General features: G+C 40.7%; 16 protein-coding genes. 8 read left to right on the forward strand and 8 right to left on the reverse strand.

Annotation, left to right across the window (positions count from 1 at the left end):
- Positions 1–14: 14 nt before the first annotated feature.
- The 8 genes from EAE93_RS01390 (at position 15) to cas6f (ending at position 10,316) form a co-directional block, all read left to right on the forward strand.
- Positions 15–620, forward strand: coding sequence for a hypothetical protein (locus EAE93_RS01390; protein WP_214038920.1), 606 nt, complete (start codon positions 15–17; stop codon positions 618–620).
- Between the two features lie 564 nt (positions 621–1,184).
- Positions 1,185–1,613: a hypothetical protein gene (locus EAE93_RS01395; RefSeq protein ID WP_110090326.1), complete on the forward strand. Its 429-nt coding sequence runs from the start codon at positions 1,185–1,187 to the stop codon at positions 1,611–1,613.
- Positions 1,614–2,462: 849 nt separating this feature from the next.
- Positions 2,463–5,939, forward strand: coding sequence for a type I-F CRISPR-associated helicase Cas3f (cas3f, locus tag EAE93_RS01400; RefSeq protein ID WP_214038921.1), 3,477 nt, complete (start codon positions 2,463–2,465; stop codon positions 5,937–5,939).
- Between the two features lie 211 nt (positions 5,940–6,150).
- Positions 6,151–6,324: a hypothetical protein gene (locus EAE93_RS01405; RefSeq protein WP_181148487.1), complete on the forward strand. Its 174-nt coding sequence runs from the start codon at positions 6,151–6,153 to the stop codon at positions 6,322–6,324.
- Positions 6,325–6,415: 91 nt separating this feature from the next.
- On the forward strand, positions 6,416–7,753 hold the full coding sequence (gene csy1, locus EAE93_RS01410; protein WP_110087106.1) for a type I-F CRISPR-associated protein Csy1: 1,338 nt from the start codon (positions 6,416–6,418) through the stop codon (positions 7,751–7,753).
- Positions 7,750–8,718, forward strand: coding sequence for a type I-F CRISPR-associated protein Csy2 (csy2, locus tag EAE93_RS01415; protein WP_214038922.1), 969 nt, complete (start codon positions 7,750–7,752; stop codon positions 8,716–8,718). The genes csy1 and csy2 overlap by 4 nt, the downstream gene beginning before the upstream one ends.
- A 23-nt stretch (positions 8,719–8,741) precedes the next feature.
- On the forward strand, positions 8,742–9,752 hold the full coding sequence (gene csy3, locus EAE93_RS01420; protein WP_110087107.1) for a type I-F CRISPR-associated protein Csy3: 1,011 nt from the start codon (positions 8,742–8,744) through the stop codon (positions 9,750–9,752).
- Between the two features lie 9 nt (positions 9,753–9,761).
- Complete coding sequence (cas6f, locus tag EAE93_RS01425) at positions 9,762–10,316, forward strand: type I-F CRISPR-associated endoribonuclease Cas6/Csy4 (RefSeq protein ID WP_105397276.1); 555 nt, start codon at positions 9,762–9,764, stop codon at positions 10,314–10,316.
- Positions 10,317–10,734: 418 nt separating this feature from the next.
- Here cas6f and EAE93_RS01430 read toward each other — a convergent pair whose 3' ends face one another.
- From EAE93_RS01430 to iolD, 8 genes are all read right to left on the reverse strand, one after another.
- Positions 10,735–11,532 (reverse strand): PhzF family phenazine biosynthesis protein, encoded by a 798-nt coding sequence (locus EAE93_RS01430; protein ID WP_214038923.1) that lies wholly within the window; start codon positions 11,530–11,532, stop codon positions 10,735–10,737.
- A gap of 639 nt (positions 11,533–12,171) precedes the next feature.
- A complete protein-coding gene (gene iolB, locus EAE93_RS01435) occupies positions 12,172–12,999 on the reverse strand; it encodes a 5-deoxy-glucuronate isomerase (protein ID WP_036807260.1) in 828 nt (275 codons plus the stop codon).
- 47 nt (positions 13,000–13,046) lie between these two features.
- Positions 13,047–13,937: a myo-inosose-2 dehydratase gene (gene iolE / locus EAE93_RS01440; RefSeq protein ID WP_214038924.1), complete on the reverse strand. Its 891-nt coding sequence runs from the start codon at positions 13,935–13,937 to the stop codon at positions 13,047–13,049.
- A gap of 43 nt (positions 13,938–13,980) precedes the next feature.
- Positions 13,981–15,885, reverse strand: a complete 1,905-nt coding sequence (locus EAE93_RS01445; protein WP_214038925.1) for a bifunctional 5-dehydro-2-deoxygluconokinase/5-dehydro-2-deoxyphosphogluconate aldolase — start codon at positions 15,883–15,885, stop codon at positions 13,981–13,983.
- A 75-nt stretch (positions 15,886–15,960) separates the two neighbouring features.
- Positions 15,961–17,094 carry a Gfo/Idh/MocA family protein gene (locus tag EAE93_RS01450; protein ID WP_105395852.1) on the reverse strand — a complete coding sequence of 378 codons (1,134 nt, stop codon included), beginning with the start codon at positions 17,092–17,094 and terminating at the stop codon, positions 15,961–15,963.
- A 403-nt stretch (positions 17,095–17,497) separates the two neighbouring features.
- The gene (locus EAE93_RS01455) at positions 17,498–19,207 is read right to left on the reverse strand and encodes a solute:sodium symporter family transporter (RefSeq protein ID WP_105397280.1); all 1,710 of its coding nucleotides are present in this window, start codon (positions 19,205–19,207) and stop codon (positions 17,498–17,500) included.
- A 125-nt stretch (positions 19,208–19,332) separates the two neighbouring features.
- Positions 19,333–20,319 carry an inositol 2-dehydrogenase gene (gene iolG / locus EAE93_RS01460; RefSeq protein WP_214038926.1) on the reverse strand — a complete coding sequence of 329 codons (987 nt, stop codon included), beginning with the start codon at positions 20,317–20,319 and terminating at the stop codon, positions 19,333–19,335.
- 363 nt (positions 20,320–20,682) lie between these two features.
- A complete protein-coding gene (gene iolD, locus EAE93_RS01465) occupies positions 20,683–22,617 on the reverse strand; it encodes a 3D-(3,5/4)-trihydroxycyclohexane-1,2-dione acylhydrolase (decyclizing) (RefSeq protein ID WP_250150836.1) in 1,935 nt (644 codons plus the stop codon).
- Position 22,618: the final 1 nt, after the last annotated feature.

Genomic DNA, 22,618 nt, shown 5'->3' on the forward strand with positions numbered 1-22,618 from the left:
TAAAATGAGATTGAGTGATGAAGGGGTTTGGTGTTCTTATTCTAATTGTGGGAATTATTGCTATTTTTACTGCTTTTAATATGGATGTTAGTGTTTCGACTGGCTATGGTGGTCGAGTTAATAACATAGGGTTAATAGCACAAAGGCAAAATTTTATTTTGATAAGTTGTTTCGTTGTTTTTTGTGGCTTAATAATGATCTTGTTCGGTAACAGAAAAAAGGATAATCAAGAGAACTACGTAAACTGTCCATTTTGTGCTGAAAAAGTTAACCCAATGGCTATTAAATGTAAGCATTGCGGGTCTGAGATTAAAGAACAAATGGAACTAAAAAAAGAGAAAATGGAGCTAGAAAAACTTAAAAGTTTCACTCCATCAGAACTTGCTCCTTTTTCATTTTATCGGTGGGGGAGAGACGGTAACGAGCTGGTTGAAGATCGGATTAAAGAATTAGCGGAACGATTAATTAAATCCAATCCAGAAAAAACGGTTAATGAGATTGAAAGCTATTACCGCATAGAAATAGAAAAGTTGGCTAAGAGACTACCCAAACAACTCAGGAAAGAATTTCATGAGAAATATACTTATTGGTTATATGCATCGAAATCTCAAAATAGTTAATAAAAATCCCTTGGAAATAAATTGTTTTTTAATAAACTCTGATATTTTAAGTAGTTCAGTGAAACAATATAAAATCACATGGATGTGAATTTGTCTTGATTTTCTGATGATAATGAATACAAATTGATGCTTGATAACGGTTTATTTTATTAATCTTTATATTAGACAAATTCCAAATGATTTTTTATAATTGATTTCAATTGAAATTCATGTGATTTTTTAGAATTAAAAATAATGGTTTATAGGTTTTTTAATGCAAAGGATTAATTTGGTTTATATGAAAAATCAATTTGTTTAAATGGTTTTTATTTGCAATAGTATGAGTGATTTAAAGTTGTCTTTTTAAAACATTAGGATTTAATAAAGTTTCTTGTTGATGGGTAAATTTATTTATAATCGGGTTAAATAATTGGCTATAAAAAATATGGAATGGAAAAGTTAATGAATGATTTAAAGGAATGTGAAATTATTTATTCATAGAGTCATAATATTGCATTTGTTAGTTAAATCAGGAGTAGTTGAATTCTATTTTCATACAGTAACTATACCAAAGGGGATTGAAACATGATGTATTCAGTTAAAGGTGTTCAATATCAAACATTGGTAAATATCCCTAAAAATATTGGGTTAGGATATTCGGGGCGTGACGGTAAAGTTCACCTTATTGATGGTGAATTCCTATTTTATGGTTCTGTTGATATTCAAGGTGAGAACGGGCCTATCAATAAAAAAACGGAAGTTGATGCTAACTGGACGGTAAAATTTAATGAAATGCCTTGCGATAGTCAGGGTAATATCTTGCTCAAATCTCACTGGCTTAGTCCTGCGAGCAATGATAGCTGGCTTGTAAAAGATAAAATGCGGCTCATGATTCTTTGCTCAAAAGAACCAACTCATCGATTAATTCTTGAGACCGGTGAAATCATTGATAATAAAGTTGACAACGATTATCTTCGTAACATGATATTTTCTTACACCATACTACGGCGCTAATAGTATGCGATGCGTTTAACTTAAAAAAATGCTCTGATATTTTCAGGGCATTTCCTTAATTATGGAGATAATTTACCATTGTTCAGATAGAATGGAATATTAGATATATGAGAAAACAACCTGATGTTTTTATTTAATGATGGGAGTGATTGCTGAAACTGTTTGTATAAGTGATTGATATAATGGTGGTATATTAGGTGGGTGAATTATTATAGGATTATTAGCTAATAAGATAGGTGAATAAAAATAAAGTAATTTATGAGTAGAGGAGTTTAATTGAAATGGTGGCAGTAAATAATCACTTTTTATCTGTAATGTTTATATTCAATCTCGTAATGACAGTGATATAGATTATATCTCTAATCAAGCTAATTATGTTGCTGAAAATATAAATTGTAGACTTGGTAAATTGGGTAATATTGAGCTTTTCAATATTTAAATTCATGGTGAAATTAATACAACTGTTGGCGTATTGGATGATGTCACTATTGAAAAGGGGCTGCGAGATTAAGAGGTACTGATTTTTGTTGATAATCGAATTCAGTGAATTGGCTTCATCATCATTGAACGCTTTATAGGCAACAATTCTCACTTACTGCACAGATCTTAGGACAGACGACTTAAGTATGTGATGATATTTTTGCTGCTACCTTATTTTTACCCTTTTTTTGAAGGGAGTTGTAATTGATTGATTTTATGGATAAATTAATTATCACTTATAAATGGTTTTTTTCATTTTTTAATAGTTATGCTATTTAAAAATCAACAAGTTAAAGTTAATATGTAATAGTGCACTGTCGTACAGGCAGCTTAGAAAATTCACTAATACTCAACAATATTGCAGGTAATGTGCACTGCCGTACAGGCAGCTTAGAAGCGGCAATGGCTGGAGAAGATGAACAGGAATTTCGCCAACGCTGTATTAGTGGATTTCAAAAATCTGAGGCATTGGACACTATGATTGATGCCCTGCATGCAAACAATTGCTCAGCAACTGAGTCAGGTGGCACGATGAATATTCTTTTAGTCTCTCAATGTAATAAACGCGCGCTAACAGAAACCCGCCGAATTTTGGATCAATTTGCTGAACGTAAAGGTGATAGAACTTGGCAAACGGCTATCACACTGGAAGGTTTAAATACTTTGCGTAAGCTATTGCGTAAAACGGCACGTCGTAATACGGCGGTTGCTTGCCATTGGATAAAAAGTGGTGGTCAAACTGAACTGTTATGGATAGTCGGGAATTTGCGACGCTTTAACTCTCGGGGAGTTGTACCTACAAATACAACACAACGTGATGTGTTGAAAAGTCAGGATGAAAATCACTGGCATAGTGTAGAAGCTATCAGTTTATTGGCGGCGGTTGCCGGGTTATTTCATGATTTTGGTAAAGCTAATGCGTTGTTCCAGCAAGGTTTACGAGGAGACGGGCGGTTTCAACCGTACCGACATGAATGGGTATCTTTGCGGCTTTTTCAGGCATTTGTTGATAAGCAAGATGATAAGGAATGGTTAACTTCGTTGAGTCAGATTGAGTCTGGTGATGAGGATAAGATTCTTTCCCGCTTGGTTAAGGATGGTATCAATTCCTATGCAAACCCTTTTACTGATTTACCGCCATTGGCAACCACTGTTGCTTGGCTAATCCTCTCTCATCATCGTCTTCCTGTTTATCCTAGTTATGACGATCGGTATGTACGCAGACCACAATTAAAAGATATTGATAGTTGGCTGACTAAGCACTTAGAACCGTCATGGAATTCAGTCAACATGGATAATAAGGTCTGGAGTGATCAGGATAAACATGATGTCTGGACATTCCCAAATGGTACACCTATCCGCAGTCAGACTTGGCGTCAGAAAGCACAAAAATTTGCGCGAAGAGCGCTGCAATCAGCGTCATTATCGCAATATGGCAATCTGAACCAGCGTTTCACCAGTCATATGTCTCGACTGGTTTTAATGCTGGCCGATCATCATTATTCATCGTTGCCTGCAACTTTGGGTTGGCAGGATGTTAACTATGGGGTATTTGCCAATACTGATAAGACCACCGGCAAGTGCAAGCAGCGATTAGATGAACACAATATTGGTGTTGGGCAGAATGCTTTATTACTAGGGAGAAACTTGCCACATATCCGCAAAACGCTGCCTGCGATTACCCGGCACAAAGGATTTAAACAACGCAGTAAAGATGAAAAATATCGTTGGCAGGATCAGGCGTTCGATGTTGCATGTGCTTTACGTGAACGTTCAGTAGAACAGGGTTTTTTTGGCATTAATATGGCTTCTACTGGTTGTGGTAAAACTTTTGCTAATGCACGCATCATGTATGGATTAGCTGATGAAAAACAAGGATGCCGTTTCTCCATTGCTTTGGGGTTAAGAACGTTAACGTTACAAACCGGTGATGCATTACGTAAAAGATTGTACTTGGAAGAAGACGATCTGGCGGTGCTTATTGGTTCTCAGGCAGTGAAAGAGTTGCATCAACTTCAACTTCGTCAAAAGGAGCTTGAACCTGATGTGGGTAGTATATCCGCGGAAGCATTATTTGCAGAACATCAATATATTAGTTATGACGGCAGCTTAGATGGTGGTTACTTGGGGAAATGGTTATGCAAAGATAAGTTGAACGAAAAAAATGATAAACTTAACGAACTACTTAGCGCACCTGTGCTGGTGACAACCATCGACCATTTAATTCCCGCCACTGAGGGTATTCGTGGTGGAAAGCAAATTGCACCCATGCTGAGGTTATTTACTTCTGATTTGGTGTTGGATGAGCCGGATGATTTTGATATTAACGACTTGCCTGCTTTATGTAGGTTAGTGAACTGGGCAGGGTTATTAGGTTCGCGGGTATTGTTTTCATCGGCCACATTACCTCCTGCGTTGATTCAGACATTGTTCAATGCTTATCGGGCTGGACGCCAAGATTATCAATTAGCATGTGGTCAACCAGGTGCTCCGGTGAATATCTGTTGTGCTTGGTTTGATGAATATGAAACAACGCAACAGGATGTGGTCGATGCATATCAGTTTCAGGAACAGCATAACATTTTCGTTAATAAGCGTATTGGCAGGCTTAAAGAAACGGTGCCATTGCGTAAAGCTGAACTTGTACCGGTTATTTCTGAAAGTTGTGAAGTTAATGATGTTATTAATACTATCGCCGAAGTGATGAATCGCTCTATATTGAAGTTGCATGAAGAACATCATCAAACCCACTCATCGGGTAAAACCGTCTCTATTGGTTTAATCCGTATGGCAAATATTAATCCACTAGTTGCTGTTGCACAGCGGTTATTACAAATACCATCCCCTGAAAATGTGCGTATCCATTATTGTGTTTATCACAGCCAGCATCCTTTGGCGATACGTTCTCATCTTGAACATCGGTTGGATTCAACGTTAACACGATACGATGAAGAATCGTTGTGGCAGGTGGCGGAAATTCGCAAAGCATTAGAAGAGACACCAGAAAGGCATCATATTTTTGTGGTAATAGCAACCTCTGTAGCTGAAGTAGGGAGGGATCACGATTACGACTGGTCCATTGCCGAACCCAGTTCAATGCGTTCATTGATACAACTTGCTGGACGTATTCAACGTCATCGACGAAAAGAACCACGGGTGCCTAATCTGCATATTCTGGCGAAAAACTATAACGCACTTAAAGCGACTAATTTAGAACATCCGGTTTATTGTCGCCCAGGGTTTGAATCGAAAGATTATCTTTTTGCTAGTCATGATTTACATGAATTACTGGAACCTTATCAATATGAACTAATCAGTGCATTGCCGAGAATAAAGGAACGCGATAATGCTGGAGATAGTTCACCGTTTGAAAATTTGGTCGATCTTGAGCATCAACGTTTATGGGAAGAGCTTCAAGGTGTTTCTGATAATGAACATGGTTATTGCTCAGCACTTTGGTGGCGTAAACAAGCCTCATGGTGTGCGGAACTTCAACTCTATAAGCCATTTCGTAAGCCTGAAATTGGTTATAAATCTGATCGATTGTATTATCTGTGGCTTGAAGAAGAGGGTGAAAAGGCGAAATTTATGGCTCCAGACAGTGGTCCTGCTGGGATAAAAGACGATGGTAAGTTTAAGGATGTACAGGAGCTATTGTTTGCGTCGGGTGTAAATATTTGGATTGAACTTGATACTGAGACAATTTACCAAGATCTGGCTGATACCCATGAGATGGAACTAAAAGATATCAGCCAACGCTTTGGTGAGATTTGCCTCAGGAAAAAAGATGGCGGAGACGCATGGTGTTATCATCCGTTTTTAGGGGTATTTGGCGCACCTAGTTGAGTGCGCCGCTGCCTGTACGGCAGTTGGTTTCTACCTAAGATTAAGACAACATGTTTCTAAGCTGCTTATACAGCAGTTCTTGTATAGTTAAGTATTTTGAAAAATTAAATTCCATATGTAATTTCATACCTAAGAATAAGACGACATGGGTTGATCATTTTATCGGTGTAGTATAAAGTGTATCTGTAAACAGTTCATTTTAGGAACAGCGATGAAAAGAAAATCTAATAAGAAACCCGGTAAGGCAGGAAATCTACTGAGTATGGTTATCATGCTACTTATATATCTGCCCTCCGTGACTGATTTCCATAAGGAGCCAAGTGTTGTTCAAGGTCAAAAAGCAATCACAATATCTGTTACTATCAGTCAAGGTTCTGCTAACTAGTAGATTGATTGACTAATAAGCATAGCGTTATCTCTCTGTTTGAGAGATAGCGTATTCTGATAACCATTATTGATAAGGTGAAATAGAGGTTATGAATGAAAATGGGTTGAGTCGATTTATTACTGATTATATTGGAAACCGTAAACAGCCAAAGCTGGAGGCTTTTGATAAAGAAGCGGAAAAGAGACTGGCAAAGTTAACATCTTCGGAGGATATAACACTGGTTCAGCAAGAGATCGCTGAACAGCGTAAGGCGTTGGAAGAACATTATGAAGTCAGGAATTGGTTAGATGATGCCGCTAACAGGGCAAAGCAAATCAGTTTAGTGACACATGCTCTGAAATTTACTCATAGTGATGCCAGAGGTAGTAGTATTTTTGCGACATCATCAAATACAACTGGAAAATATCTTTCTACTGCAACTTTGTATAAACCTGTAATCGATTCAGTTGGTAATGCTGCTGCGCTTGATGTTGCAAAATTATTGCAAACAGAATACCAAGAAGATTCATTGGTGGCGTGTTTAAATCGGGGAGATTATTCAGCATTAGCTGAATTGGCGGAAAATGAACAGCAACTTGAACGTTGGGTGAATGGATTTCGTCAAGCTCTATCAGATGAAACGCTTTCCTCACATAAGCTGGCAAAGCAACTTTATTTCCCGATAAATAATGAGAGTGGTGAGTATCATTTATTAAGTCCATTATTTTCGTCATCTCTGGCTCATGCGATGTATCAGCGTATCGCTGAAGCCCGTTTTGGTGAATCATCGAAAGAAATTAATAAGGCAAAGAAAGAAGAACGTTGGCATCCTGAAACTAGAGTAATTTATCCCAATACGGCTGTGCAGAATATAGGTGGAACTAAGCCGCAGAATATTTCTTACCTTAATAGCGTACGAGGTGGACGAGCTTGGCTTTTATCTTGTTCTGCTCCTAACTGGCAAAGTAATATCAAGCTGCCGGAACGGCACAGATCCATTTTTGAACAGCGTAGTCAGTTTGTTCGGTTATCTTATCGTACTGTCAGATTGATGCGACAATATCTATTTCGTGCACAAAAACGTACGGAAGAAATTCGACAGAATCGTCAGGCATATATTGATGAAATTATTGATATTTTATTTAGCTATGTTGCTAGTGTACAGGATCAGGTTGAATTTAAAGGTTGGAGTGCGAATTGTAAATTAAAACGTTCTCAGCAGCTTTGGCTTGATCCCTATCGTTGTCAACAGGATGAAATATTCAAATTTGAACGTGAAGGTGGAGACTGGAAAAAAGAAATTGCTGACGATTTTGGTCTTTGGTTGAACAACGAATTGCGTCATGAACGGTTAGAATTTGGATTAACTGAACGTAATGAATGGGCCTCTGTGTTTAAAGAACGACTACGTGAATTTGAGTATGAATTGCCAGAGGTGCCGCTATGAGCCATTTAATTATTTTACGTCATATTTGTGTAGAGAATGCTAATGCGATTACTGGTTTAACCTATGGTTTTCCGGCAATCACTCATTTTCTTGGTTTTACTCATGCACTTTCACGTAAGTTACAGCAAGGCCATGATTTAAGATTAGAAAATTGTGGCGTTATTTGTCATAACCACCAACTACATGCTCATCAGTCTGATCCTATTAGGGATAAAGTCTTTGCTTTAACCCGCAATCCATTAACCAGAGAAGAAAAGACAGCTTCTTTTAATGAAGAAGGTCGTATGCATATGACAGTTTCTTTATTAATAGAATGTTCTGGTGAAATTGCTGGCGATGCAGGGGCTGACGAATTGGAACAATATTTACTAGAAATATGTCCAACTCAAAGACTAGCAGGTGGTACTATTATTGAAATTGCTAAAGTTAATGTTATTGCTTTTCCGCAGGAAGGGCAGGCAACCCGTAAATTAATGCGTCGTTTACTACCGGGTTTTGCCTTGCTAGATCGCTCTGAATTGTTAGCTAAACACTACGAAGAATTAAAACAGGATAATCCTCAAGCAGAGATGATTGATGCTTGGCTTGATTTTTCTACTATTAAAATGCGGGCAATTCCTACTCAGGATGATAAGCAACCTGAAATTGGTGATCCTGCATATTGGGAATATATCCCCAAACCTGCTTCGGGATATTTAGTCCCCTTGATGACGGGTTATCAAGCGATATCACCATTATATTCCGCCGGGAAAGTAGATAAAACTCGTGATCCTAATACTCCATTTCGTTTTGTAGAAGCAATCTATGGGGTAGGCGAATGGAAAAGCCCGCACCGTATTAATGATATTCGCCAGTTACTCTGGTGTTATGACTATCAAGAAGGAGAGGGTGTATACAGGTGTGGTAATCAACAGACTGTTTCCCGTCAATCCAAACCCAATAAGAAAGTAAGAATAATCGACTGATTAATTTAAAGAAGGATATCTACATGTCTAAATCCACTATTAAAACAGCTTCTGTACTGGCATTTGAACGTAAACTTTCTAACTCTGATGCTTTAATGTTTGCTGGAAATTGGAAACAAATTGACGGTGAATGGAGACCTATTGCTATTCAGGAAAAAGCTGTCCGGGGGACGATTTCTAACCGTTTGAAAAATGCATTAACCAGCGATCCAGCCAAACTGGATGCGGAGATTCAAAAAGCAAACCTGCAACGTGTCGATGTTGCCGCATTGCCTTTTGATGCGGATACCCTAAAAGTTAGTTTTACATTACGGGTCTTAGGCAATCTTTCAACACCATCAGTATGTAATGATCAGGATTATCAAGCTGAACTGGCAAACGTGATTAACGGTTATATCGCTGAACATGGTTTCAAAACACTTGCAGCACGTTATGCAGAAAACTTGGCTAATGGACGGTTTTTGTGGCGTAACCGAGTTGGAGCAGAAGAAATTAAGGTTCGCGTAAGTGGTAAGAGTGGCAAATGGTGGGAGTTTGATTGCGAAAATTTCAGCCTACGTGAATTTGGTAAGGTAGACGGTGATTTAGCTGAACTTGCCGCCGAAATTGCAGAAGGATTGGCAGGCGATAGATCAACATTATTCAATGTTGAGGCATTTGTTCGTTTGGGGCATGGACAGGAGATTTTCCCTTCTCAAGAGTTGGTTCTCGATAGTAACAGTAAAAAAAGCAAAGTGTTGTATCAAGTCAATGAGATCGCTGCACTTCATTCGCAAAAAGTGGGTAATGCGCTCCGCACTATTGACACGTGGTACCCAGACGCTACGGAATTAGGTCTTGGCCCAATAGCGGTTGAACCCTATGGTTCTGTCACCAGTCGTGGTAAGGCTTATCGTCAGCCTAAAGTAAAAATGGATTTTTATACTTTGTTAGATAACTGGGTTGTTAAAGGAAAAGCGCCAGAAGTAGAGCAACAACACTATGTTATGGCGACGCTAATTCGTGGCGGTGTTTTTGGTGAAAAAGGTGAATAAGGGGATCAGATGGATTATTACTTTGAAATCCGTGTTCTTTCCGATCCTGAATTTAGCCAGCAAGACCTTATGGAAGCGTTATTTGCTAAACTGCATCGGGCTTTGGGGCAAGTAGGTAACGGACGTATTGGGGTCAGTTTTCCCCGTGCGAGAAAAACACTGGGGGATACGCTAAGGATTCACGGTGCAAATGAAGCATTGAATGATTTGCAGTCTTTATCTTGGTTAAAAGGACTTCGGGACTACACTGAAATGACTGATATTCAGCCAATTCCCCAAGAAACTAAGTACTGTTGTGTCAGCCGAGTGCAGGTTAAAAGTAGCGTGGAGCGGCTTCGTCGTCGTTCAATTAAAAAAGGATGGTTAACGGAGGAACAAGCCTTACAACGCATTTCTATCAGCAAAGAGCAACGTACTCATTTACCATTCTTGTTTCTCAAAAGTTTGTCATCAGGTCAAAGTTTTCTGTTGTTTGTCAAACAAGGGCCAATACAAGACAAACCGACATCAGGAGTTTTTAGCTCGTATGGATTAAGTTCATCAGCTACCGTCCCTTGGTTTTGATCCTTTTTTAGCGGCTAATTATAACTTATTGATTTATTTAAGGGATTAGCCGCTGCTAATAAAAAGGGTTTTTCTGCTTTTTATCATTATGTTCTTTAATAATCAGTAAATTAAAGGTAGTATCTAACAAGTTCACTGCCGCACAGGCAGCTTAGAAAATGACTAAAAATACAGAGTCTTTAATATCCGCGTTCACTGCCGCACAGGCAGCTTAGAAACATGTAGGCATATCATTTACAAACGGAACAACGTTCACTGCCGCACAGGCAGCTTAGAAATTGCTTATTAGAATACGTTGCCGAGCTTGTTTGTTCACTGCCGTACAGGCAGCCAGAAAAAAAGAGTTTTGCTTTATTAATAGCAGAACTCTTTTTTTCCTTAAAATTTTGTATTAATAATACTTATTGACGTGTGTATCTTAAGAAATATTTAGGGAATTGAGGACGATATGCCCGTAGGAAAATAATGTGGCTTTGCCTGATAAATGCACCCGATCTCCATGTAATTCACACATAATGTCTCCACTGCGTTTTGACAATTGGCGTGCATACAATCTCTGTTTATTTAAACGGTCGCTCCAAAATGGGGCTAATACACAATGTGATGATCCGGTTACTGGATCTTCTGGTACGCCCTTAGCAGGTGCGAAATATCGGGAAACAAAGTCAATTTGTTGTTCACCCAGTGCTGTTATGACAACTCCTGGTAAAGGCAGAGTGGCTATTTTGTCAAAATTAGGTTTTGTATTTAAAACTTGTTCTGCGGTTTCTAGTAAACAAATGTAGCGATTATGAGAGACAAAAAGTTCGGATATTTTCTGACTTAATGCATTTTCGATATCTGCTTGTAGAGCGGACTCTTTTTTGTAAGTAGCTCTGGGTAAATCAAGTGTATAAGTACCGTTGCCATGATAAACGGCAATATTCCCGGAGCGAGTTTGAAATACGATGGGATTATCAGTAATGGATAAATGTTCAACCATTACGCAAGCTGTCGCTAATGTTGCGTGCTCACATAAATCAACTTCAACTTTTGGTGTAAACCAACGTAGTTGGTTATCGACTAGGAAAGCAGTTTCTGAGAGATTTATTTCCATAGCAATAGATAATAGAGTTTCATCTGGAAGCCAATTATCTAATATAACAACAGCGGCTGGATTACCAGAGAATGGGCTATCGGTGAATGCATCGACATGATAAATGGGTAGCGAAGTCATTTGTATCTCTCTTAAAATAGAATTAGTCATGAAAAAGGGATCAATCTTCTTAATTTTTATAAAAAAATTGCCCGCTATTTTATACAACTATATGTGATCGTAAAAAGAGTAAGCAGCTCAGTTTTAGGATATTTAGCTGGTTTTCTGAAGCATTGGGTATCATTGCATTAACCAGATATGCGACCCTATTTTTACCCTTTTTTTGCAGTTAATTTTAACTTGTTGATTTTTATATAATATTATATTGTGCTAATAAAAAGGGTTTTTCTGCTTTTTATCATTATGTTCTTTAATAATCAGTAAATTAAAGGTAGTATCTAACAGTTCACTGCCGCACAGGCAGCTTAGAAAATACCTGATACTACAATTGAGATGTGGTCTAAGTTCACTGCCGCACAGGCAGCTTAGAAAATCTGGGAATAATTCAGCATCACATTGACAGAATTCACTGCCGCACAGGCAGCTTAGAAACGATAGCATTCGGGTTAAACCTTGATTCTTCTTGTTCACTGCCGCACAGGCAGCTTAGAAAATACGAGCTAAAAACTCCCGGTATTGGTTTGTGTTCACTGCCGTACAGGCAGCAGCGCACTCGATTGAGTGCGCTAAAAAAGCAACCTATTTTCTGTTCGATATGCATCAATTGATATGTTTTTGTGCATATTCTTCACTATTAACCCATTGGTGGTCTTTTTCCCAGGTAAATAGCCATTTACGAGTTGGTCCGGCCATTACGTTGAGATAATAGTTGTCGTAACCGGCAATGGTTGCCACTGGGTGGTAGCCTTTGGGCACTATTACCACATCCTTGTTGTAAACAGCCATTGATTCATCCAGTGAACGGTCATCGGTATAGACACGTTGCATGCAGAACCCTTGAGATGGGTTCAGGCGATGGTAATAGGTTTCTTCCAAATAGGTTTCCTGTGGCGCATTGTCGGTATCGTGTTTATGGCTAGGGTAGGAGCTGGTACAGCCTTCACCGGTAAAGACTTCAACCACCAACAAGCTATTAGCAGGTTTATTATCCGGTAGGATGTTGTGAACATAGCGTCGGTTGTAGCCATTGCCACGTTGTTCTGCATCAATATCCTGTGGCGTAATCAGTCGAGTCGGGTAGCTTCCTTTACCCGGAGCTTGGCATACCGCGAGTTCAAGAGCGGTATCGGCAATAATTTCAACAGATTCCCCCGCAGTGATGTAAACGGCATAAGGTTTTTTGCGTTCAAATGGCTGCATGCGATCGCCAATATGCTCAAACCGTTGATGTGGCGTAGTCACTGTGGCTTTGCCTGCCACCAAAACCAGACAGGTTTCATTTTCTGATGCGGGTAAGGTGATTTTTTCACCCGAAGCCAACTCATAAACATCGAAGTGGACATACTTCCAGTTTGCTGATTCCGGCGTGATATGTTGAGTTCGTTTGTTTTGATCCGGTGGATGATATTTTGATAATAATTTGGACATATTATCTACCCTCAGTACTATTTTTGCATGAATCAGGTTGTGATTAATTAAAACAATCCGGCATCTCTGGCAAATTTGCGTAAATTGTTATAACCCATCGTTGCGTAGGTGAATGGGTGAGCAATAGCAGGATCTTGTTCTGCTTCAACTACCAGCCAGCCTCCATAATTTTGTTTTTTCAACACTTGGAAAATTGCCGGATAATCAACGCAACCATCTCCCGGCATCGTGAATACACCACTCAGCACCGCATCAAGGAAACTGGTTTTACGGTTTTTTATATCGTTGAGTACATCAGGACGGATGTCTTTACAGTGAACATGATTAATGCGTTTTGCCCAGCGTTCTGTGACAGTCAGTGGATCAGCGCCAGCAAAGGTCAAATGACCGGTATCCAGCAATAATCCAACTTCATCACCGGTATTTTCCATCAGATGATTAATATCTTCCTCAGTTTCAATAACCGTTCCCATATGGTGGTGATAAGCAATCTGAACACCTTGTTTTTGGGTGTAACGGGCAAATTCAGTCAATTTTTCACCATATTCTTGCCAGCGGTTAGCTGGAAATTGAGGGCGAAGATGAACTGGTTTATTTTGATCGCCGTGAATGCAGTTTGTCACTTCCGCAAAGACCATGACATTAGCCCCCAGCTCGCGTAGCAGGGTCAGGTGAGGTTGTACCGCCTTAATCTCTTCCGCTACTGAGCGGGTGAGTAATTCGCCAGAGTACCAACCAGATACCAGCATGAGATCATGGGCGGCAAGAATGGGACCCAATACGTTGGCCTGACGAGGGAATTTATTGCCCAATTCAAAACCGGTAAAACCTGCTTGGCGGCCTTCTGTTAAGCAGGTTTCCAGTGGTGTGTCTGCGCCGAGAGTGGGTAAGTCATCATTAGTCCAGGTTAGAGGGTTGATACCAAGTTGAACAGCCATGATGGTGCTCCTACTAATTGAATAAAATAATTTTATTATGTTGCTATCCGCGCTGACGCCATAGGCTAATCAGGTTGTGATAGTTGGTTTTTATTTTCTGAATCAATCGGTTATCATCAATCTCATTTTTTAGCCATTTTAGGGATGGTTGACCAAATAGGGTTCTTCCGACAGTAAAACCTTTGACGATAGATTTGCCGGCTGCGGCATTAAAACCCATTTCCAGCTCTTCTTGTGAAGCGTCAAGACCAAGAATAACGACGCCTCGGCAATAGGGGTCTCGTTGCTGGATGAGATAGTTAATGTTGTCCCAACTTTCAGAACTGAGAGGTGGGAGTTTCCACCAATCCGGTTTAATGCCAAGGTTATAAAAGCGTCTAAGTGCGCGAATATAGAATTCATCTGAGTGTTTCATTTCCGCAGGTAGAATCACTTCCAGTAAAAGTTCGTGACCAGATTTACAGCATGCGGCATAAATTTCCCGAACTTTTTTCTCTTGCTCTAGGCGGAGTGGGTGAGCGTCTTCTGGATGGAAAAACACCAGACATTTGACGATGTGTTCAAGCGGCCAGTCAATCAGTTGGGAACCGATGTTGCCATGTTCCAGACAAAGCGGGCGAGAGCCAGGTAGCTCAATTGGGCGGCCTATCCACCAACCTTGACCGGTAATTTCGTTTAAAACATCCTGACCAAAAGTGCTGTCACATAACAGGCCTATTTTTCCTTGTAATCCTGCTTCTGTGGCAACTTCTCGGCTGGCGCGCAATAGAAGTTGTTTTAATGATGAAATACGCTTGATACTGGCATTTGCTTGTCGGGCTAATTCGATAAATTGAATACGATGATCAAAGGCCATTACGCACAGTTCATCCCATTGATTTTTACGGGCGCTAATACGGTGGAGGTGATTAAGTGTTTCATCCAAATCAGGGCGTAGTATTTGATTAGCGCGTGATAGATAGTTATCAAGCTCTGTTTTATCTGGCATTGCCGGGGCGCATCCATGACGAGAAACAACTAATGCGCCACAAGCATTAGCGTAGGTACAGGCTTTTTCCCAACCTTCGTTATTAAGATAGCCGCGTAACAAGCCGGACATAAAAGCATCCCCTGCACCGAGTATGTTAAGCACATCGACACGAACACCCTGTATGGTAATGCCATTATCCAAATCATTAGGGATTTCAGCGGTAAAAACAGAGCATCCCAGTGATCCTCGTTTGCAAACCAATGCAGCAGACGTGAGTTTACGAATGTTGCGTAGTGCTTCGATGGTATTTGTGGAACCACCGGCAATATGGAACTCTTCTTCTGTGCCGACAATGAGGTCAAATAGCGATAATACTTCCTGTAACTGAGCTGTTACCTGTTCCGATGCGATATAACGTGTTTCACCGTCTCCCAGAGAAGTTAATCCCCAAAGTACCGGGCGATAATCAATATCCATGACTGTTTTCACACGGTTGCGGCGGGCGTAGTTAAGGGCCGTCAGCACCGCATCGCGAGTGTTAGGATGAGAAAGATGTGTTCCGGTGATTGCCAGACAACGGGCTGATGCAATGTATTCTTCACTGAAATCGTCACGGGTAATTGCCATATCGGCGCAGTTATCACGATAGAAGATCAAGGGAAACGTTGTTTTATCTTTGATTCCTAGCAGCACCAGTGCCGTAAGGCGTTCTTTATCAATAGTTAGATGGCTGGTATCACAGCCAACACTTTGTAACTCTTCCCTAAGGAAACGTCCCATATGCTCATCACCGACTCTGGCTAGCATGGAGGATTTAAGCCCCTGACGAGCGGCGCCATAGGCAACATTACCGGAAGAACCCCCAAGATATTTTGCAAAACTTCCCATGTCTTCCAGACGTGCTCCGATTTGTTGGCCGTAAAGGTCAACGGCGATTCGTCCCATGCAAATAACATCAAATTTTTTTTGCTGCTCCATTGAACCATTCCTTATTAAGTACAACATCAAGTGTTGCTATGATTAGCTCCGACAGTGGAGTGTTGATAAGAAGAGTTAATTAATTTCAGTGACATTCACCCAACGTTGTTCCTGATAAGAACGAGCAATGGCATCCAAAATACGTGAGACTTTCCATCCTTCGGTGAAATCTGGCCATATCTCTTTATTGCTGGCGATGCCATTGATCAAATCTCTGATTTCCACTGTTTTTTGATCATTGAAACCGATGCCGTGACCTGCGCCGTGACAGAATGGCGCATAGTCAGGATGTTCCGGTCCAATAAGAATGGTTTTAAAGCCTTGGCGGTTTGCCGGTTCATCGTGACGGTAAAGTTTCAGTTCGGCCATTCTTTCTTGTGTGAAGCTCAAAGCGCCTTTTGTTCCTGTAACGGTGTAGCTCAAACCCATTTTGCGGCCGCAGGCAACACGGGAGGTTTCAATAACACCCATTGCCCCACTGTTGAAACGCACCATAGCATGTGCTTGATCTTCGTTTTCTACCGCAACCATAATGCTAGAGCCGGTTTTTTCCGGGCGTTGTTTGATGACAGTGGCCATGTCTGCGCAAACAGTTTCGATATCGTCAATCAGGTACTGCGCCATATTGATGATATGAGCAGCAAGATCCCCTAATGCACCTAATCCAGCTTTATCTTTGAAACAGTGCCAGTGAATAGGGGTGAATGGATCAGCCATATAATCTTCGTTATGAGTGCCGTAGAAGTGAATGACTTCACCAATTTCACCATTCGAAATGATCTCTTTAGCCAGTTGTGCGGTGGGGTTTTTCATGTAGTTAAAACCGACTAATGTTTTCACGCCGGCTTTTTTGGCGGCTGCGGCCATTAATTGTGCATCAGTTGAGTTTAGTGCCAGTGGTTTTTCACAATAAACATGTTTGCCATGTTTGATTGCTTCGAGAGCCATCTCTTTATGAAGGAAATTTGGTGAGCAGATATCAACAACATGAATATCGGGATCTGATACTAATTTGCGCCAATTGTCAGTAAAGCGCCGGAAACCTAATTGTTCAGACCGTTTTGCGGCGAGTTCAGCAGAAACTTCCGCTACCATTTCACAAACTAGTTTGCCTGCCAGAGGGAAAACAGTAGGTGCTTGTGCGTAAGCAATGGCATGCGTCCGTCCGATGTAACCAGTACCGATTAGGCCGATACGAATCTCTTCCATATAGCTGTTTCTCCAAATAGAAGCGGATAGGTCGTTTGTTGTTGCAGTCAATTTTTTAGTGTTTGCCAGTAGCCTTGGTTGTTGTCATACATCTGTTATAGGAAATGTTTATTTCATTATCAACTTAAATGGAAATATTAATTTCAAATTGTGATCTGATAAGGGTTTTTTAGCTAACGTCGCGTTATATAGGGTTAATTTTCTGATTAATTAGGTACCATTCAGAGGTAAGAGCTGAAAAAATAGAATGTTAGAATTTTTGTTCCATTTATGGCTTGGTATATATGGAATTAGTTAGCAAAAAGAATCGCTATACTCCCAGGATTTCCTCTTGCGAATATGGGATACAGGGAAATCCTGGTTGTAGGTTATTCTAATAATAATGTTGGGGTAATAAAGTTAGCTAATTATCTTTATTCGGCTTTTGGGGCGTATTATTTATTACAAGTTTCCTGAATAGTGTTTTACCTATCTGGTATAGCGCATAAGATAGTATTAATACAGCGAACGAATAATAAATAATCATGATTGCCTTGGGAACATTATGTGCGAGAAATACGTACATAGAAATTGAACAGAGTGTAATTAACCATGCAACCGGTTTCACCATAGACCACGGCGTAATATTTACCTGTTCGGTATAAATATCTTCAAATGGTTTAGCTGGAAAAAAGTAGCCAATAGCCAACATGAAAATAATATTGAGAATAAATAAAATGCCAACCAGGTGAAAAAAGTGCAGGTTAATTTTTAAAATGAAATTACAGATAATATAGGCAGACATACCGAATAATAGGCCAAGTTTAGCAGCAATAGGCGGTACTCGTTTAGTCATCAGACCGACTAATACCACACTGAGAATTGGCGCGTTAAAAATCCCCTGTAATTGTTGAATGAGATAGAACAGACCATCCGGTGCATTAGCGACTAACGGTGCGACGATCATGGTGATTAACGCTAATCCGATCCCTAAATATTTACTCATAGCGACTGTTTGAGTTTCGGTGGCATTTTGGTTGATTCGCTGTTTGTAAATATTGACGATAAACAGTGTCACGGATGAATTAAGTCCGCCACTGAATGTGGAAAATACGGCGCCAACGACCACAGCGGCAAAGAAACCAACCAATACTTCCGGCAGAATTAGATGGACTAATTCTGGATAGGCGTTATCTGGATTATCTATTTGTCCTTTGAAAATATGGAAAGCAATAATGCCGGGTAGAATAATAATAGATGGCATAATGAGTTTAAGGAAAGCACACAACATCACGCCTTTTTGTCCTTCCGCTAGATTTTTTGCACCCAGGGCTTTCTGGACAATGGATTGATTGGTACACCAGAAAAACATATTGGAAACAATTAGGCCGGTAAATAGCGTGGAGAAAGGAACCAGAGAATCTTCGCTGCCGATGGAGTTAAATTTATCAGGATTAGATTGATAAACTTCAACTAATCCTTGCCAGGCATTGCCATTGCCGACATAGAGCAGAGCAAAAATAGTCACCATTAACCCACCAACGATTAAGCCAATGCCGTTAATGGTATCTGCGGCGGCAATGGCTTTAATACCACCAAAGATGGCATAAACCGCACCTAATCCACCAACGCCCCAAACCATAATCCATAATGCCGTAGTCTTATCAATACTGAATACATTGGAAACCTGGAATAGACTTTCTAATGCAATTGCGCCGGTATACAGCACAATGGGGAGTAGTGAAATGATATACATAGCCAGGAAAAGAATTGAGGTAATAAGCAGCGTATTTTTATCAAATCGGCGTTCAAGGTATTCCGGGATGGTTGAAATACCGAGTTTCAGATATTTAGGCAGGAAATAAATAGCAAATAGAACGATTGTTACAGCGGCTATCACTTCCCAAGCCATAACGATAAATCCGGCTCGGAATGCTAATCCATTCAAACCGATTAAATGCTCTGTGGACAGGTTCATCAATAACATAGAGCTACCAATATAAACACCTGTGAGAGATCGTCCGCCAAGAAAATAGCCTTCAGTAGATTCTGTCAGACGAGCATTATGGGTTTTGTAATAAGCGAAGCCAGCCACTAATAGGGTAAAACCAATAAATGAGAGAAAAGCTAACATACTATCCTCCAAGCCTGATTGACTGTTTTCAGGCAGCAATATACTGACGGGAAAGCGGCCTTTCCCGTTTTTACGATGAAAATAAATGTAAGTCAGTTAGTTTTAGTTAGAGATGTAGGGCTGTTTTATAATTTGATTTCTTTCCCTAATTGCAGAGATTCGAGTGCTTTATCAGACAGATAAAGTGCTTGTTCGCCATCGGCGCCACTACATTCTGGCGTGGCGCGACCAGCCATGACATCGACAAAATGGTCCCATTCAGCAATGTAGGCTTCCCGGTAACGTTGCAAGAAGAAATGCTCTGGCTTGGCTGTTAAACAACCACTGTTTTCCCAGAGTTCAACGCTGTTTTCTTTAATATTACCTGCGCTAAGCAGCCCTTTTTCACCATGTAATTCAATCCGTTGGTCATAGCCATACCCGGAACGACGGCTATTGGTAATGGTTGCCATTGCCCCTGATGGGAATTTCATAACGATAAAGGCGGTATCGATATCACCCGCTTGCCCAATAGCTGGATCAACCAGATTGCTGCCTTGAGCGTAGATCGAACAGGGTTCCTCACCGATAATAAAACGTGCCATATCGAAGTCATGTATTGTCATATCCCGGAACATACCACCAGAAACTTTGACATATTCAGCAGAAGGAGGTGAGGGATCACGGGAAATAATCAGCAGAGATTCGGCTTTTCCTATTGCGCCGGCGTCAAATAGTGTTTTTACTCGGCGGAATTGCGGATCGTAACGACGGTTAAAGCCAACAAATAAGGGAACCTGATACTGTTTAACGGTTTCAAGGCAATGACGAACACGTTCAATATCAAGATGAACCGGTTTTTCACAGAAGATTTTTTTATGATGTTTTGCTGCGAGTTCGATCAGGTCTGCATGTGTATCTGTTGCCGAGGCGATAAGAACGCCATCTATTTTAGGGTCGGACATTGCCTGTTCAATAGTTTGTCTTTTTGTTTGATATTTCTGTACTAAAAGTTCAGCACTTTTCTGATGTGGATCGACAACGGAGTAAAGAGAAGTTTCTTTATGATGAGAGATATTTACCGCGTGTACTTGTCCAATTCGTCCGGCGCCAAATAATGCAATGTTGAACATGGATGCTCCTTGATACCTAGGTATCTGCTTATGAGATACTTTAAAATATATCAAATAAAACATTTATTTCAATTTTTAAATATTTGGAAATTATATTTTTGAGTGCGGCGTAGCATTTTGTTAATAACAATATTAGATTTGTGTTAATTAGATCACGTAAAGTAAGATTTATGCTGGATGATTTTGGGTATTTATCTTTTAAAAACAAATTATAATATGCATTAGACTAGGTGGTTGCTACGTTTGGTCATAGAGATTGAGGGAAGAGAAAAAGTCATTCGTTTTTAGAATAAGAATTTCAAAACTAGCATTAAAATGATTAGAAAAGGGAAAATGGCCTGCTGTCTTACAGGCCATCACTTTTTAATATTGGCGTACTTTGGTTGCAACCATCTCCTTTATTTTCTTTGCGGCAGATTCTATAGCTGGATTTTTCGCTACTTGCGCAGTGCCTATTCGCCACCATGATTCATAATCATGCGTCATCGTTTTAGGCAGCACTTTGATATCTATGAGTACCGGTACGGTCTGTTTTTGGGCTTTCTGTAATGCGTCAAGCAGTTGTCGCTCATCGTGGACTCGGTAACTTTTGCAGCCGTAGCTTTCTGCATTTTTGGCGAAGTCGACTTTAATCAGTTTGCCATCCATGTTGCCGCTTTCTGGGTTCCGGTAACGATTTTCTGTGCCGAAACTGCCCATCCCTTGGCTCATTTGTAGATTATTGATACAGCCGAATCCCGTGTTATCAAACAGCAACACGATGATTTTGATATTTTCCTGTACTGCGGTTTGCAGCTCTGAATGAAGCATCATATAAGCGCCATCACCGACTATGGCATAAACCGGTTGGTTGGGACAGGCTAGTTTAGCGCCAATAGCAGCGGCTATCTCATAGCCCATACAGGAATAGCCATACTCAAGATGATAGGTATCCGGTTGTTTGGGTTGCCATAATCGTTGTAAATCGCCAGGAAGGGAGCCTGATGCGCCAACAATAATCGCTTCTGGCTCCAGATATTTGTCTAATAATCCCAATACTCTGGTTTGTGGCAGGCGGGTTTGTAATGTCTGGCTGTACTCTTCCAATTTATCATCAAGATGGCCGGGAATTTCTGGTGTGAAATCTGCCTGATATTCAATATCGAACAGACGATTTAACTCTTTGCGCCATGCCTCTCGCGCTTGATGAATCTCATCTTGATAGCCACTGCGATAATGCAATTGAGTAAGCTGCTTCGCAATAGCGTTTAACCCTGCTTGGGCGTCTGATACAACGGGGATTGCATCCAGTTTACAGGCGTCGAATTCCGCTACGTTGATAGTAAGAAATTCGACTTTTGGATGCTGAAATAGCGATTTGGATGCCGTGGTGAAATCACTAAACCGGGTGCCAACGCCAATAATCAAATCGGCTTCTTTGGCTATCAGGTTGGCAGCAAGGCAGCCAGTTGTGCCTAAACCGCCACAATTTAGGGGATGGTCGGCAATTACGGCGCTTTTACCTGCCTGTGTTTCAGCAAAAGGAATATTGAAGTGTTCTGCAAATTGACGGAAAGCGTTATGTGCTTCTGAATAGCGCACTCCGCCACCGCAGATGAGCAAGGGTTTTTTCTTGCGGCTTATGAGCGCCACGGCATCGTTAATCATGGCGATGGAAGCAGGGCGGCGCTCAATGCGGTGAATTCGTTTTTGAAAGAAATAGTCAGGAAAATCCCAAATCTCGCCTTGAACATCTTGTGGCAAACAGATTGTGACGGCGCCGGCATCAGCGGGATCGGTTAGAACTCGCATCGCATTAATCATAGCGCTCATTAGCTGTTCTGGTCTGGAGATACGATCCCAATAACGAGAAATCGGGCGGAAACAGTCATTGGTGCTGATAGTATAGTCATGGAACTGTTCAACCTGTTGTAAGACTGGATCAGGTTGGCGGCAGGCAAAGAGATCGCCGGGTAATAACAGCAGAGGAATGCGATTAGCTGTGGCAGTTGCCGCGGCGGTTACCATATTGGCGGAGCCAGGGCCAACAGATGATGTTACGGCAAAAATCTGTTTGCGTTTTTTCTGTTTAGCAAAACCTGTGGCGATATGGGCCATACCTTGCTCATTGCATCCTTGGTAAACGGTTAAGTGACCGGGATCTTGCTCCAGCGCTTGCCCTAATCCAACCACATTGCCGTGACCAAAAATGGTAAAGATTCCTCTGATAAATGGATATTGTTCTCCGTCTGCTTCCACATATTGCTGGTTCAAGAACTTCACCAATGCTTGAGCCGTTGTCATTGTTGATTTGCTCATA

Source organism: Photorhabdus akhurstii, assembly GCF_018448925.1.
In the GTDB taxonomy this organism is placed as follows: Bacteria; Pseudomonadota; Gammaproteobacteria; order Enterobacterales; family Enterobacteriaceae; genus Photorhabdus; species Photorhabdus akhurstii.